General features: G+C 62.0%; 12 protein-coding genes. 5 read left to right on the plus strand and 7 right to left on the minus strand.

Annotated features, from left to right (window positions below):
• Positions 1-11: 11 nt before the first annotated feature.
• Positions 12-386 (minus strand): YkvA family protein, encoded by a 375-nt coding sequence (locus tag ACQY7U_RS21070; RefSeq protein ID WP_428648907.1) that lies wholly within the window; start codon positions 384-386, stop codon positions 12-14.
• Between the two features lie 153 nt (positions 387-539).
• On the opposite strand from ACQY7U_RS21070, the gene ACQY7U_RS21075 reads away from it, so the two are divergent.
• Positions 540-974, plus strand: coding sequence for a DUF4399 domain-containing protein (locus ACQY7U_RS21075; RefSeq protein WP_428648909.1), 435 nt, complete (start codon positions 540-542; stop codon positions 972-974).
• A gap of 103 nt (positions 975-1,077) precedes the next feature.
• Here ACQY7U_RS21075 and ACQY7U_RS21080 read toward each other — a convergent pair whose 3' ends face one another.
• Entirely contained in the window at positions 1,078-1,326 is a 249-nt protein-coding gene (locus ACQY7U_RS21080) for a hypothetical protein (protein WP_428648912.1), read from the minus strand.
• A gap of 161 nt (positions 1,327-1,487) precedes the next feature.
• Between ACQY7U_RS21080 and ACQY7U_RS21085 the strand changes: the two genes are divergently transcribed.
• The gene (locus ACQY7U_RS21085) at positions 1,488-2,525 is read left to right on the plus strand and encodes a sodium:calcium antiporter (RefSeq protein WP_428648914.1); all 1,038 of its coding nucleotides are present in this window, start codon (positions 1,488-1,490) and stop codon (positions 2,523-2,525) included.
• Between the two features lie 93 nt (positions 2,526-2,618).
• On the opposite strand, the gene ACQY7U_RS21090 is transcribed toward ACQY7U_RS21085, so the two are convergent.
• Positions 2,619-3,074, minus strand: a complete 456-nt coding sequence (locus tag ACQY7U_RS21090; RefSeq protein WP_428648917.1) for a host attachment family protein — start codon at positions 3,072-3,074, stop codon at positions 2,619-2,621.
• 392 nt (positions 3,075-3,466) lie between these two features.
• Complete coding sequence (locus ACQY7U_RS21095) at positions 3,467-5,155, minus strand: acyl-CoA dehydrogenase family protein (RefSeq protein ID WP_428648920.1); 1,689 nt, start codon at positions 5,153-5,155, stop codon at positions 3,467-3,469.
• A gap of 165 nt (positions 5,156-5,320) precedes the next feature.
• Between ACQY7U_RS21095 and ACQY7U_RS21100 the strand changes: the two genes are divergently transcribed.
• The gene (locus tag ACQY7U_RS21100; protein ID WP_428648923.1) at positions 5,321-6,211 is read left to right on the plus strand and encodes a YihY/virulence factor BrkB family protein; all 891 of its coding nucleotides are present in this window, start codon (positions 5,321-5,323) and stop codon (positions 6,209-6,211) included.
• A 19-nt stretch (positions 6,212-6,230) separates the two neighbouring features.
• On the opposite strand, the gene ACQY7U_RS21105 is transcribed toward ACQY7U_RS21100, so the two are convergent.
• A complete protein-coding gene (locus ACQY7U_RS21105) occupies positions 6,231-7,118 on the minus strand; it encodes a DMT family transporter (RefSeq protein ID WP_428648926.1) in 888 nt (295 codons plus the stop codon).
• A gap of 139 nt (positions 7,119-7,257) precedes the next feature.
• Between ACQY7U_RS21105 and ACQY7U_RS21110 the strand changes: the two genes are divergently transcribed.
• Together ACQY7U_RS21110 and ACQY7U_RS21115 are read left to right on the plus strand one after the other, a co-directional pair.
• On the plus strand, positions 7,258-9,264 hold the full coding sequence (locus tag ACQY7U_RS21110; protein WP_428648929.1) for a methyl-accepting chemotaxis protein: 2,007 nt from the start codon (positions 7,258-7,260) through the stop codon (positions 9,262-9,264).
• A 207-nt stretch (positions 9,265-9,471) separates the two neighbouring features.
• Positions 9,472-10,656, plus strand: coding sequence for an NAD(P)/FAD-dependent oxidoreductase (locus ACQY7U_RS21115; RefSeq protein WP_428648932.1), 1,185 nt, complete (start codon positions 9,472-9,474; stop codon positions 10,654-10,656).
• Positions 10,657-10,701: 45 nt separating this feature from the next.
• On the opposite strand, the gene ACQY7U_RS21120 is transcribed toward ACQY7U_RS21115, so the two are convergent.
• Both ACQY7U_RS21120 and ACQY7U_RS21125 read right to left on the minus strand, forming a co-directional pair.
• Positions 10,702-11,505, minus strand: coding sequence for an alpha/beta fold hydrolase (locus ACQY7U_RS21120; RefSeq protein WP_428648934.1), 804 nt, complete (start codon positions 11,503-11,505; stop codon positions 10,702-10,704).
• 76 nt (positions 11,506-11,581) lie between these two features.
• Positions 11,582-12,745: an adenylate/guanylate cyclase domain-containing protein gene (locus ACQY7U_RS21125; protein ID WP_428648937.1), complete on the minus strand. Its 1,164-nt coding sequence runs from the start codon at positions 12,743-12,745 to the stop codon at positions 11,582-11,584.
• Between the last annotated feature and the right edge of the window lie 194 nt (positions 12,746-12,939).

Below are 12,939 nucleotides of genomic sequence, written 5' to 3' on the forward strand. Positions count from 1 at the left end.
GGATCCGTACCCTAGAGATCGCCGTCCTTCAGCGCCTCCCGGGCAGCCTGATAATGGTCTTCGCGAAGATGTCCGCGGATCATGGCAATGGCCGCCAGCAGAACCGTCGCATCGTCGCCAAAGCCGATGCCCGCGATGAAATCGGGGATCGTGTCGAGCGGCAGGACGAAATAGGCCAGTGCGGCCAGCAGGGTCATCCGGACCTTGGAAGGTGTGGCCGGGTCCATCGCGCAGTAATAACTCGCAACGACATCTTCCATGAACGGCACCTGCCGGACGGCCTTGCGGGCCGTCGATAGCAATTTTTTGCGGATCGACCGTTTCTGCTTTTCTTCCGGACCCAGAATCTCGGGATCGAAGCCGAGGTCCTTGAACGTGGTGTCCATGAGCTGTCCTTCGATTGCCTCTGTCCCTGAAAAGATAGGTGCAGACAGGCGGTTCTTCAACTTTGCGCCTTTTCAGCAGGGCTCCGGCGGCGCTACATTCCATGCGGCGTGCCCTGACGGGAGGGTATGGCTTTACATTTTCGGGAGACTGTCATGACTTTTCAAAAAATAACGATACCTGTTATTGCGATTGCGCTTCTGGCGGGGGCACCGGCCGCTTTCGCCGGAGAAACGCCGGCTCCGGACGGGGCCAAGGTCTATTTCATCAATCTGAAGGACGGCGACACGGTCAAAGGTCCGGTGAGTATCCAGTTCGGCCTTGCCGGCATGGGCGTCGCACCGGCCGGAACCGAGAAGGAAAAGACCGGCCACCATCATCTCGTCATCGACGAGGCCATCGAGGGTGAGGAGCTGAACGAGCCGATTCCGTCCGACGAGCATCACAAACACTTCGGCGGTGGCCAGACGGAGACCACCATCGAACTGGCACCCGGCTCGCACACACTGCAGCTGGTGCTGGGTGACTGGTCACACATTCCGCACAACCCGCCGGTGATGTCGGAGAAGATCACGATCACGGTCGAATAAGCGGCGGAGAAGGCGCCATTTTCAACACATCCTTAAAGTCCGCGGCAAGTCTCAGGCGCTTGCCCGGACCATGGTTGTTGTCCGGCTCTGGGGTATGCGGGCATCAGAGTGTCGCGGCGCTTTTGTCTTCCGCTTCCAGGATCTCGTGGTGGCCGAGCTTTTCCAGCACGCGGTCGAGCTCCCGTAGCCCGGAATCGTCCGGACCCGATGTCGCCATCGAGCTTTCCGTGGCGGCCCGTTCCAGCGCACGGGCATCATCGCGCAGTTGCAGAAGTTCGTCGATACGGGCTTTCTTGCTGCGGGACTGGTCCTTGAGGATTTCGGCAATCTGTTCGTTAATGCGTCTGGTCATTTTGGACCTCCGGAACATTGCAGTCTGCCGTCCGGCGCTTCCGTCCGGCCTTGCCAGTATCGCGCAGCAAAGCGGCAACATTTTGCGGGAGGCCGGAACGGCGTCGCAGAGACCCGAGACCGGAGCGGGCCTGCCGCCGGCATCGGTTGGAAGGGGAGGCCATGCTCATATCCTTTGCTGACATGCCCCTGTGGGCCTTGCTCGCCGTTCTTGCGGGAACCGGCCTGATCATCTTCGTTTGCGGCATCGCGCTGACGGGAAAGGCCGATCGCATTGCCGACAGGACCGGGCTCGGCGAAGCGCTTGTCGGCGGCGTGCTGCTGGGGGCGGCGACGTCCCTGTCCGGCACCGTGGTTTCCGTGACCTCGGCGCTGGACGAGCGAACTTCGCTCGCCTTTTCCAACGCGGTCGGCGGCATCGCTGCGCAAACGGCGTTCCTTGCCCTTGCCGATATCGTTTACAGACGGGCCAATCTTGAACATGTGGCAGCAGAGGTTGCCAGCTTGTTCCAGTGCGCCCTGCTCGTCCTGCTGCTGGCCGTTCCCCTGGTTGCCTATACCGGGCCGGAAGTGACCCTGTTGGGCATGCATCCGGCCTCCTACGCCCTGGTTGCCATCTATTTTGCGGGTTTGCTGACCTTGCGGCGCGTGCGCGAACAGCCGATGTGGCGGGTCGTCCACACCCGGGAAACCCAGCCGGACGAACCGGAAGAGGCACGGCGCGAGTTGACGGGAAACATCCGCCTGTTTGCGGAATTCTCCATTCTGGTGCTTGTTATGGGTGTCATGGGCTGGCTGCTTGCCCAGGCAGCCGGCGAGCTTACCGATCGTTACCGTCTGAACGCCACTCTGGTCGGAGCACTGATCACGGCCGTGATTACGTCCTTGCCCGAACTGGTGACAACCCTGGCCGCCGTGCACCGTGGCGCGCTGCAGCTCGCGATCGGCGGCATCATCGGCGGCAACACTTTCGATACCCTGTTTCTGACCCTTTCCGACGCGGCCTATCAGAAGGGGTCTCTCTACCACGCGCTGACTCCGGAAGACTATTTCTGGCTGGCGACCGGTCTTGTCATGACCGCGATCCTTCTGCTCGGTCTGATCGTTCGCCAAAGATCGGGACCGGGACGGATCGGATTTGAAAGCGCGCTCCTGCTGGCGATCTATTGCGGGGCCATTGCCGTTCAGGCCGTGTTTTGAGATCCTTCGGCCGTTGGCTGGAAGGGGCCGTCCGGGCGCTGCGTTCCCGCCCGACCCGCCGACCAGTTCGCGCCCAGCCGGAAGGTGCCGGCTTCAGGACGTACCCAGAACAATCTTCTCGATATCATCGACTGAGTGATTGGTCAGGTCCTTGTCGATCTCGGCGATGACCCGGCTTGCGACCTCCTTGTGCAGGTGCTTGCGGACTTCGCCCAGAACCGATGGCGCGGCGACGAGAATGACGTTATCGAAATCGCCCTTGTGGGCGCGCTTGTAAAGCAAGTCCGCAAGATCGGCAGCAAACCTGTCTTCCGCCAGCCTGTGCCAGTCGGTCTCCGAGGCGGCGCTGCGGTGAGGCTGCGAGGAATCGTTGAAACGTCCGGGGCGGTCGGAAACCTGGTCCCTGTTCGGCGGGTTTTCCTGCTCTTTCTTCTGGAAGATCCTCAGGTTCGGGAACTTTGCGTCTCCCTCGTTGCGCAGGAAAAGCGCCTTTGTGCCATCGGCCACAACGACCCACCCGTGACGTTTCAAACGAATTGGTGCGCTCATATCTATCCTCCTTCGCGAGATGACTGGTTCAGTCTCTGCATGGATGGACCGGAAACCGCTTGGAGCCGGCGCGCCGGCTGAAGATCAAAATTCGCGCGGCGGCCGGAACAGGCACGGATGATTGCCGGCAGCTCGCCGATCTTCGGCGGTCCATCTGAAAGCCTGTCAAAAAACAGGATCGCCCATGGCAGATCAGATTGCCACCGGATTAGGGTACGGACTCATAAAATTGTGCATCCAACCTTGCTGCGTTTCCTGTCGAAATTATGATCCTGTGCACGATCGCCGCCATTCTTCCGTGACGGCCTGCCCGATTGCAGCCCCTGGTGCCGCCACTTGAGACGGCGCGGCTAGTTCAATCGGACAAGGCCGTTTCAGTCGTGGCTCTCGGTCTACGCGTTGCCGCGCGTTTCCAGCAGGCGCCGTGCGATCACCTGGGCCTGGATTTCCGCAGCGCCCTCGAAGATGTTCAGGATGCGGGCGTCGCACAGAACACGGGAGATCGCGTACTCCAGTGCAAATCCGTTGCCGCCATGAATCTGCAGCGCATTGTCGGCCGCTGCCCAGGCAACGCGGGCGCCCAGAAGCTTCGCCATGCCGGCCTCCAGGTCGCAGCGCTTGCCGCTGTCCTTCTGCCAGGACGAGAAATAGGTCAGCTGGCGGGCGATCATCAGTTCCACCGTCATCAGCGCCAGCTTGTCGGAAACCCGCGGGAAATTGACCAGCGCCTTGCCGAACTGGATGCGCTCCTCCGCGTAGCGCAGGCCGAGGTCGAGAGCCGACTGGGCAACACCGAGCGCGCGGGCCGCGGTCTGGATACGGGCTCCCTCGAAGGTCTGCATCAGCTGCTTGAAGCCTTCGCCCTCGACCTGGCCGAGGAGGTTCTCGCCCTTCACTTCGAAACCGTCGAAGGCGATCTCGTATTCCTTCATGCCGCGATAGCCGAGCACCTCGATTTCGCCACCGCTCATGCCTTCCGCCGGGAACGGGTCCTCGTCCGTGCCGCGCGGCTTCTCCGCGATGAACATGGAAAGGCCCTTGTAGCCCGGCTCGTCCGGATTGGTGCGGGCCAGCAAGGTCATGATGTCGGCGCGCACCGGGTGGGTGATCCAGGTCTTGTTGCCCGAGACCTTCCAGGTGTCGCCATCCTTGACGGCGCGGGTCTTGAGCGAGGCCAGATCCGATCCCGTGTTCGGTTCGGTGAAGACCGCTGTCGGCAGCACTTCGCCGGAGGCGATTTTCGGCAGCCAGTGCTGCTTCTGATCGTCCGTTCCGCCGCACAAGATCAACTCGGCGGCGATTTCGGAGCGCGTGCCGAGGGAGCCGACGCCGATATAGGCGCGCGACAGCTCTTCGGAGACGACGCACATGGCCTCCTTGCCAAGACCGAGCCCGCCATATTCCTCCGGAATGGTCAGGCCGAAAACACCGAGTTCCGACATCTGGTTGATGACGTCGAGCGGGATGTATTCGTTCTTCAGGTGCCAGTCGTGGGCATTGGGCACGACCGTGTCCTCGGCAAAGCGCCGCATTTCATTGCGGATCTGCTCCATGGTCTCGTCGAGGCCCGGGTCGCCGAAGGTCGAATGACCGGCCTGATCGCGAATGAGCTGCGTGATCTCCGCCCGGATTTCCGGTGTGTTGCCTGTCTCTATCAGGCTTTCGATGTCGTCCGTCCGGAAGCTTTCCACTTCGCCATGGGAAAGTCCGAGATCCGACAGCCGGACGAATTCGCCCTGATTCATCGGAATGCCACCAAATATCTGGGCCAGATATTCGGCAAAACCGAGCTGAACGATCCTGTCTTCCAGAGTTCCGTAGCGGCCTTCCGAAGTCAGGCGGCGTGCATAGGCGTCGAGCTGGCGCAGCGATTCCACGTAAGTGGCCAGCCACGCAAGGCCGTGGGCCGCCCGCTGTTCCTCTTCCACGCGCCGGGACGATATGCGGCCGTCCTGCATGACCCTGTCCCGGACACGTTGCACCGCAAGATCCAGAAGGCGGTCGAGGGCAATGACGGCGGCTTCCGTTCGGTCTGTCAGATTTCCCGGCGTTTCCGCCGAGGACAGGGCTGCGGTGGACATAGGCGATCTCCGTTTTCATTTGTTGCGCGCGCGCGCTTTTTGTTGAAGCTATGTTGCGTCGCACACATCCATTTGTCGAGCCGGAAATTGTTGTCCTTTTGGATAGGGGCATTTTTTCCGGGGCAGTCTTGACGCAGGCCCCTGCCCAAGGCCACATCAGAAGCCATGAGTGTCCGGCAAACTGTTCTCGTCATCTACGCTGTCCTGAAGGACGCCATCGGGCATTTTGCCCGCGACGACGGATTTGCCATGGCAAGCCATGTGGCGCTCTCCTGCCTGCTGGCGATGTTCCCGCTTCTGATCTTCATTGCATCACTCGCCGCGTTCTTCGGAATGACGGGGGCGGCCGACACGGTATCGGAACTCATTTTCGATGCCTGGCCGGAGAGTGTCGCCGCTCCGGTCGCGCGGGAAGTCCAGAACGTTCTGACAGTCCGGCGTGGAGACCTCCTGACCTTCGGTGCCATTGCCGCCCTGTGGTTTTCCTCCAACGGGGTCGAAGCCCTGCGGACGGCGCTCAACAGGGCCTACCGGCAGACGGAAAAGCGGTGGTTCTTTCTCCTGCGGCTGCAGTCCATTGCCCTGGTGCTGCTGGGGGCCGGCATTCTGCTGGCCTATACGTTTCTGGTGGTCCTGGCGCCGCTTGCGCTTGAAACGCTCACGGCCCATACCCCGAGGATCGAGACTTTCCTGCTGTCGATCAACGTTGCGCGCTACACGCTTGCCGGCTCCCTGCTCATCATCGGACTGTTCGTCACGCATTGGCTGTTGCCGGCTGGCAAACGGTCATTTCAGGATCTGTGGCCGGGGGTAATGGCCACGCTCGTCATGTGGATTGTCGCGGGCAGCGCTTTCGGGGCCTATCTGGCAAGGTTCGCCAACTACGTCTCGACCTATGGCGGTTTGGCCGGCATCATGACCGCGCTGATCTTTCTCTATATCTGCGCTTTGGTGTTCATTCTCGGGGGAGAGCTGAACGCCGCCATCTCGCGCCAGAGGCTGTATCAACAACGGCAGAAACAGCGGCTTGCCCTGACGGAGGTGCCTCAGGCGTGAGCCGGACGGGCAGGGTCAATCACGCTTTCCGCGCGGCCCCGCGGATCGTCAGCACCGCGCCGATGACCAGCGCCATGCCGGCAATCTGAACGGGCGCGAGCGTTTCCTCAAATAGAAAATAGCTTTCGACCGCTGTTGCCACGGGCACCAGATAGAACAGGCTGGCGACCTGGGAAACGGCACCTTCCCGGATCAGAAGCATCAGAAGCAGGATGGCGCCGACCGAGAGAACAAGCACCAGCCAGACCATGGCGAAGACAAGCTCGCCCGACCAGGTGATCTGCCAGCTTTCGGTCAGGCTGAGAGGGGCGGTCACGAGTAGGGCGCCGACATATTGCCAGACGGTCGCGGCCAAGAGGTCGGTCTGCTGGGCGAAGCGCTTCTGGTAGACGGTGCCGAGGCTGATGGCCAGGACCGCGACAAAAACCGCCCCGATGGTGGTCAGAGTGATGCCGGAGCCGCCTGCGTCGAACTTGGGACCGAGGACCAGGATGAGACCCGCCGCACCGATGGCCATGCTGAACCAGTGCTTGCGGGAAACGGTTTCCTTCAGTAGCAGGACCGCCATGAGCGCGGTCAGCACCGGTTGCAGGCCAACAATGATCGAGGACAGGCCCGCCGGCATTCCCTGCTTGATCGCCCAGAAGACGCCGCCCAGGTAAATCCCGTGGACCAGCATGCCGGCCACGATGCAGTGTCCGATGGCGGTCCAGGTTCTTGGCCAGGCTCTCGGAGTGGACGCGCGCGAGGATAGCATCAGCAGAATCAGGACGGGTAGAACTGCTACAAACCGCACGGTCAAAAAAACCATGGGATCGATGTAAGGGGCGCCTAGCTTCGACCCGATGAAGCCGGTGGACCACAACAGGACGAAAATTGCCGGAGCGGAAGCTGCGAGGAAATTCAAGAGCAACCTCAATTGGAAGGCGCAACTGGCGCGGATCTGCGGCAGCGGACGGAGGGCAAGGTAATGTACGCGTTAACAGTAAATTGGCAAATTTAGCCAAGTCTGGTCCGTCAAAGCGAGTATTAGAGGACATACGCTGGTGGGCTTCGGATCTCAATCACCTTTTCAGATCTTGTCGAAATTGTCGGTCAAGGTCAGGATTCTCGCGCTCAGTCTTTTCACCATTGTCGGACTGCTGGCAATCGGCGGGGTGTTCTTCTGGAGCCAGAACGAACTGAACACTGCCTTCGCCCGCATGGGGGACAGTGCGACACTTGCCGAGCAGGTCGGGGGGCTGTCTGAAGCAGCCACTGCCTTGCGGACGATCGAAGAGCAATATCATGCGGCTCCGTCCGCCGAAGGGTTTCAGGCTTTCACGACCCGGCTCGACGATGCCCACGGGATGCTGGCCAAAGTCGCCGGCAATCCTGTCGCCGCTCCCTATGCCGCCATCATCACCGACGTGAAGGATACGCTGGAGGGCACGAAGGGTGCTTTCGAAAGTCTCGACGGCATTCAGCAGAAAATCGGTTACGACAGTTCGCAGGGCTATCTGGCGGTGCTGAATGAATCTGCCGGGGCCGTGAAGAACCGGCTGCAGGAGGAAATGAAATTCGGCGGGGGTCCGGATTTCGAGAAACTGGCCCGTGCCATCCTGGCTGTCCAGCTGGCTGAAAAGGAATTCACACTCAACCGGACGCCGGCGGCGCTGGAAGCGTTCGAGGCCCAGTTCGCGGCTTTCCAGAAGCTCTTGAAAAAGGTCTACATCTCCGATGCGATCAAGAAAGAGCTGGCCGACAACATGGTCAAATACAAGGCGACCTTCGACGACTACACGGCCGCCATGCAGGATCGCGTCAAATTTGCCGAGCTGCTTGAAAGCCTGTTCGACCTGGTTCCGCCGCATATCGCTTCGCTGAATGCGGCGGCCGAAACGATCAAGACCGAAGCGGCGGATCAGCTGGAATCAGCCCGCTCGATCGCAGCAATCGCCATCGGCGGAACCATTGTCGGGCTGCTGCTGCTGCTGCCGGCCATTGCGGTCATGATCGGGCAGTCGATCGCCCGTCCGCTCTCCCGCCTGCAGGCGGCGATGGAAGCGCTCGCCGGCGGTCAGACCGATCTCGATATTCCGGAAGTCGCGGGCAAGTCGGAACTGGCGTCCATGAGCCGCACGGTCCAGGTGTTCCGGGACAACGCGGTTGAACGCCTGGAGCTGTCAGAAGCCCAGGAACAGGAAAACCGGCAGCGAGAGGAACGCGTCGCCCGCCTCGACAATCTCATCGGGCGGTTCGAAGGCACTGTGTCCGAGGCCCTCGACAGTCTCGACCGGGCCAACGGAGAATTGCGGCAGACCTCCAAGTCGATGGAGCAGTCCGCCGACGACGTTGCGGACCAGTCCGAAGAGGCGGCAGGTGCCGTGCGCACGGCTGCGGAAAACGTGACCTCCGCCGCGCATTCGGCCGAGGAACTGGCGGCCTCCATCGCCGAAATCGCCAGCCAGGCCAACAAGTCGACCGAAGTGGCCAAGCAGGCCGTCCAGAGCGCCTCCTCGACCGTCTCGACCATGCAGGAATTGTCGAGCGCCGCGGACCGGATCGGCGAGGTCATGGGACTGATCCGCGACATCGCCAACCAGACCAACCTCCTGGCGCTGAATGCGACCATCGAGGCTGCCCGGGCGGGCGAAGCCGGCAAGGGCTTTGCCGTGGTGGCGGCGGAAGTGAAGCAGCTGGCCGACCAGACGTCGAGGGCGACGGAAGATATCGCGACCCAGATCGAGGCGATCCAGGGTTCGTCCGGCCAGGCCGTCCAGGCGATCGAGGACGTGAACGGGATCATCTCCGACATGGAGGGACTGGCTTCGGCCGTTGCCGCTGCCGTGCAGCAGCAGGACATGGCCGTCCAGGCGATTTCCCAGAACGTGTCCAGCGCATCGGCACGGTCTGAAGAAGGCGTGTCGCGCATGGAAGCTGTCGGGTCGGCTGCCGAACTGGCGCGCTCGAATGGCTCCGAAGTGGAACAGCTGGCGGAATCGCTCGGCCAGCAAGGCACGCTGATCCGTCAGGAAGTCGCCGAATTCCTGCAGGGCGTACGCAGCGCCTGACCGGGTTGCGACGGGAAGGTCCCTTGAATTGCCGCGCGTATTTGCTCGCGGCAATTCGCCCGTCTGGCGGCTTGCGAATCTTCATGCTAGCCATATCTTCAACGCGTTGGCGGAACAGGCCACATCGGGGCATCCCGTCTGCGTTCGTTCGAACGCAGACGGGATGCCCTGACATGTAAAAGCTGATCTTGAAGAGGGCGGATCCAGATGCAGGAAGAGATCGTAATCGTCGGTGCGGGGCAGGCCGGTGCCCAGGTCGCGCAAAGCTTGCGGCAGGGCGGGTTCGAAGGCCCGTTGCGCCTCATCGGCGACGAACCGCATCCTCCCTACCAGCGGCCGCCGCTTTCCAAGAAGTTCCTGGCCGGAGAAATCGGTCCGGAAGGGCTGTGGCTGCGGCCGCCTGCCTTTTTCACCACGAACAATATAGATCTCATTCCCAACACGCGTGTCGCGGCCATCGACCGGTCGGCCAAGCGGCTGCAACTGGCGAACGGCGACACGCTGCCTTACGGAAAACTTGTGCTGGCAACAGGTACGGACGCACGCCGCCTGAAGCTTGAGGGGGCCGACAAGAAAGGCGTCCTGACCCTGCGCACGATCGCCGATGTCGACGTGATCCGCGAGCGGCTGAGCACGGCCCGGCGGATCGTGATCATCGGCGGCGGCTATATCGGTCTGGAGGTCGCCGCGGTTGCCAAGGCACTCGGCAAGGATGTCAGCGTGATCGAGGCGCTCGACCGGCCGATGAAACGGGTCGTGAGCGAAGCGGTCTCCAGCTACTTCACGACACTGCATCGCTCCAGGGGAGTCGATCTGAAGCTCAACACCGGTATCGAGGCGATCGAAGGCGGGGACGAGGTCAGTGGCGTCAGGCTGGCGTCCGGCGAGATCGTTCCGGCCGAACTGGTGTTGGTGGCCGTCGGGGCCGAGCCGAACGATCAGCTTGCGAGCGAAGCCGGCCTTGAGACCGACAACGGCATTCTGGTGGACGGCTGCGGCCAGACAAGCGATCCGGACATCTATGCGGTGGGCGACTGCACACGCTTTTATTCCAACCGCTACAAGCGTTCCGTGCGCATGGAAAGCGTCCAGAACGCTATCGACCAGGCCAAGATCGCGGCGCAGGCCCTGCTCGGCCAGGATGTCGACTACGATCCGCTGCCCTGGTTCTGGTCCGACCAATATGACATCAAACTTCAGATCGCCGGGCTTTCGGAAGGTTACGACGATACGGTTCTGGTGGGATCCCCCGAGGCCAACAAGTTCTACGTCGCCTATCTGAAGGACCGGCAGCTGATCGCCGTCGACAGCATCAACTCCCCGCGCTCGCACATGATGGCGCGCCGCGTCATCGGGGAAACCTGGCGGGACGATCTGCTGCCCGAGGCGTGAGCCGGACGCCTGCCGGCCCGGTTCGCAGGTATCGCGCCTGACGGGTCAGTCCTGGGCAGCGCGCGTGTTCTGCAGGATGAGCCCGCTGACCTCCTTCGGGATTTCCAGATGGACCATGTGGCCGACACGCTCGAAGATGTGGGTGGAGACAACGCCCGGAAGCTTGTGGGCCTGGCGGGTCGGCAGGACCCGGTCCTGGGTGCCCCAGAGCACCTTGATGGGCATCGGCAGGTCCGCCAGGTCGTTGCGGGGCAAGGTCTTCTGGACCGCGCCGTCGATAATCTCGTTGGCCACCGCCTCCAGTGTTGCGACGGCGCCTGGCCGGGTGCGGTTTTCGGCGGCAGTCTTCGCCAGAAACTTCGGCAGTTTGAACTCCCAGCCGAAGAATTGCTCCAGCAGCATCTCCATTTCGACCGGATCGGTCGCGGCCGCATAGCGGCGCAGGAGCCGGTGGTTGATTTCCGGGCCGAAACCGCCGGGGGCAAGCAGCGTCAGGCTGGCGGCAAGCTCGGGCGTACGGAGCGCGATCAGCGCGGCCACGGCACCACCCATGGAGTGGCCGACCAGATGAACCTTTGAAAGCCCCAGCGCTTCCAGCGACTGAACCACAGCCTTCGCGGCGATTCCTGCGTGGCCGATCCGGGGCCAGTCCAGCGCCTCGCCGTGGCCGGGCAGGTCAAAGGCCAGCGATCTCTTGCGCGGGGCAAGGCCGGTCTGAATGTTCACCCATGTTTGCCTGTCGCCGCCGAAGCCGTGCAGCAGAACGACCGGTACGCCGTCGTCCGGCCCGGTTGCCTCCTGTTCCCGGAAAGGCAGATGGGCGGGAAAGTCGGGTCGTAGATCGGTCATGATGTCTTCTGAATGTCCTGGCGTTATTGTCCGCGGAACAAGGGCGGATGCTCAATTCTTTAAGGAAACGGAGGGGTTATTCCAAGATGAAAAGCGGCTGATGCTCGGAAAAGCCGCTGAGGGCGAAGGCGCCCGCGGGCCGCGAGCGGCTACCCGCATGCCGGGCGACATCGCCGGTCATGAGCACTTCCGCGCCAACCGTCTTTGTCAGGCTTTCGATCCGTGCAGCGGCATGCACGCTCTGGCCGATCACCGAAAAGGTCAGCCGCGACGGGACGCCGATATTGCCGAACATGACAGAGCCGACGGAGAGCGCGATGCCCGCTCTCAAGGGGCGGCCGCAGCCGGGATCGGCGTTGATGGCCCGCAAACGCGTGCGGGTGTCGTCGGCCGCCGCGATTGCCTTGGCAACGGCCGAGCTGAGGCTTTGCTCGTCCGTCGGGAAGACGCCGAGAACCGCGTCGCCGATAAAATCCAGAACCTCGCCGCCCTGTTCCAGGATAGCCCCGGCGGTGGCCTCAAAATAGGTGTTCAGCCAGGTGAGGTAAGCATCGGGTCCGAGGGACTCGGCGATGGCGGTCGAGTTGCGCATGTCGCTGAAGTAGATAACCGCATCGATGGTTTCGCCGTCTCCGTGCCGGATTTGGCCGCTGAGTACCTTGTTGCCGGCAATCCTGCCCAGATAAGTCTCGGCGATCGTTTTGCTGATCTGACCTTCCAGGGTTGCCCGTGCAGCCAGCGCTAGCCGCTTTTGAATGTACTGCAGCGCCATCAGGGCATCATCGGAAAAGCCGTTCTCCGCCCGTGTCGCCCAGCTGACGATGATCCCGGTGGTTGCCGTTTCGTCTGGGAAGGCCGGGACGTCGAATTCCGTCGGCAGAATGAAATAGTCCGTGTACCCGGCGTCTGACAGTTTCGACAACATTGGAAACTCGAACGGTGCATTGGCGTTTGTGAGGCGCCGCCGCATCATCGGTTCCTTGTTCATGAGGACTGCGCGGACCGGGCTTCGCAGCCAGTCCTCGTTTTCGGCCTCCGTATGCGCAATCTGCTGGTGCTGCAGCTCGCTGCCGTGTTCCCAGACGGCGGTTTCCGCCTGGATCAGCGGATGCAGTGTCGACCATGCCATCATGACCCGGTCGACCGGAACTTGGCACTGGCGCAACCGTTCGCACATTTCGGCGAACATCGCCGCCATGTCGGGCGAGCCGAGGGCCTGGCCGATAAGCCAGTCTTCCACACCATCTATTTCCGCCATGCTGATCATGGCTACAAACTAGGGAGCTTTGATGTCCGTTTCCAGACGCTCCGGTGCGAAGAAGCCATCAAGTTCTCGGAGATGTCGCGACCTGGCCGGGCGGAATGATCAGCCAGTTGACGATGGCGTCGGGCATTTCGCCGGAAGTCTGGTACCTGAAGGACCTGTGGCCATCG

The sequence above is a fragment of the Roseibium sp. genome (genome assembly GCF_050301095.1).
Taxonomy (GTDB): domain Bacteria; phylum Pseudomonadota; class Alphaproteobacteria; order Rhizobiales; family Stappiaceae; genus Roseibium.

Bases quoted from the DNA above. Each gene is read 5' to 3' on its own strand.
- ACQY7U_RS21100 (WP_428648923.1), top strand. From the start codon at position 5,321: ATGAGTGTCCGGCAAACTGTTCTCGTCATCTACGCTGTCCTGAAGGAC.
- ACQY7U_RS21085 (WP_428648914.1), top strand. From the start codon at position 1,488: ATGCTCATATCCTTTGCTGACATGCCCCTGTGGGCCTTGCTCGCCGTT.
- ACQY7U_RS21075 (WP_428648909.1), top strand. From the start codon at position 540: ATGACTTTTCAAAAAATAACGATACCTGTTATTGCGATTGCGCTTCTG.
- ACQY7U_RS21095 (WP_428648920.1), bottom strand. From the start codon at position 5,155: ATGTCCACCGCAGCCCTGTCCTCGGCGGAAACGCCGGGAAATCTGACA.
- ACQY7U_RS21120 (WP_428648934.1), bottom strand. From the start codon at position 11,505: ATGACCGATCTACGACCCGACTTTCCCGCCCATCTGCCTTTCCGGGAA.
- ACQY7U_RS21080 (WP_428648912.1), bottom strand. From the start codon at position 1,326: ATGACCAGACGCATTAACGAACAGATTGCCGAAATCCTCAAGGACCAG.
- ACQY7U_RS21115 (WP_428648932.1), top strand. From the start codon at position 9,472: ATGCAGGAAGAGATCGTAATCGTCGGTGCGGGGCAGGCCGGTGCCCAG.
- ACQY7U_RS21090 (WP_428648917.1), bottom strand. From the start codon at position 3,074: ATGAGCGCACCAATTCGTTTGAAACGTCACGGGTGGGTCGTTGTGGCC.
- ACQY7U_RS21070 (WP_428648907.1), bottom strand. From the start codon at position 386: ATGGACACCACGTTCAAGGACCTCGGCTTCGATCCCGAGATTCTGGGT.